At 64.7% G+C, this 1,017-nt stretch carries 1 protein-coding gene and 1 pseudogene; one reads left to right on the plus strand and one right to left on the minus strand.

Translation table 11 applies throughout. From position 1 onward, the window contains the following. A pseudogene (locus AHiyo1_RS12605) lies at positions 1-222 on the minus strand (NAD(P)(+) transhydrogenase (Re/Si-specific) subunit alpha); the annotation flags it as partial. A 228-nt stretch (positions 223-450) separates the two neighbouring features. On the opposite strand from AHiyo1_RS12605, the gene AHiyo1_RS12610 reads away from it, so the two are divergent. Further along, positions 451-1,017: NADPH-dependent FMN reductase (locus AHiyo1_RS12610; protein ID WP_059388798.1), on the plus strand; the 567-nt coding region annotated here is incomplete at its 3' end.

The raw sequence follows: 1,017 nt of genomic DNA on the forward strand, positions 1-1,017 counted from the left end.
TGGGCGGACGTGAGCGTAGACGTCCAGTCGGGCCAGGTCCAAGTCGGGGACGATGAGCGCGCCTGCTTGGCGGTAGTCCTCGTCGCTGTGGCCCGCAGCGCCTCCGGCTCCGCTTTCGACGACGACGTCCAGTCCCAGTCCGGCCAACTGCGTGACCGTCTCCGGCGTCGCAGCCACACGACGTTCACCATCGAGCCGTTCCCGCGCTATGCCAAGTTTCACCCGCGCTCCCTTTCCGAAACCCCAACGTCCTTCTGAACAGCATTGTCCCGCGCCGTTGTTGGCTTGAGTCTAGGACGCGGAAGGCCCGGGCGGGAGTAGGTGTGGCGGCGGCGTCCGGCCATTCCCATCTTCGGGCTGCTCTAATAAGCTCGCTGTGGGCTGGGAGACTCCAGTTACCGCACCGTCGATGAGCCGGTTCCGGCCGCGCCGTCGGGAAGGAACACAGTCATGGCAACGTACAAGATCGGATACTTCGTCGGCAGCCTTTCAAGCCGCTCCATCAACCGGGTCCTGTCCAAGGCGCTCATCAGCGTAGCGCCGGAAGAGCTCGAATTCACCGAGATTCCCATCAAGGACCTGCCCTTGTACAGCCCGGACTACGACGCCGACTACCCGCCTGCCGGCCGGGCCCTCAAGGACGCGATCGCGGCGTCGGACGGCATCCTGTTCGTTTCCCCCGAGTACAACCGCTCCGTCCCCGGCGCCTTGAAGAACGCCATCGACTGGGGATCGCGGCCGTGGGGAACCAACTCCTTCGCGCGCAAGCCAACAGGAATCATCGGCACATCACCCGGAAGCATCGGGACGGCCGTGATGCAGGCATCCATGCGTAGCGTCCTGAGCTTCCTCGACGCACCTCAGCTGAATGCTCCCGAGGCCTACATCAAGTTCAATCCGGCGGCCTACAACGAGGACGGATCGGTCAGGGACGAAGGCACGGCATCCATCCTGCGCCACTACATGGAGGAGTACAGCGCGTTCGTCGAGCGCGTCCTGGCCGCCAACGCTCCCGGG

It is taken from the genome of Arthrobacter sp. Hiyo1 (assembly GCF_001263615.2).
GTDB lineage: Bacteria > Actinomycetota > Actinomycetes > Actinomycetales > Micrococcaceae > Arthrobacter.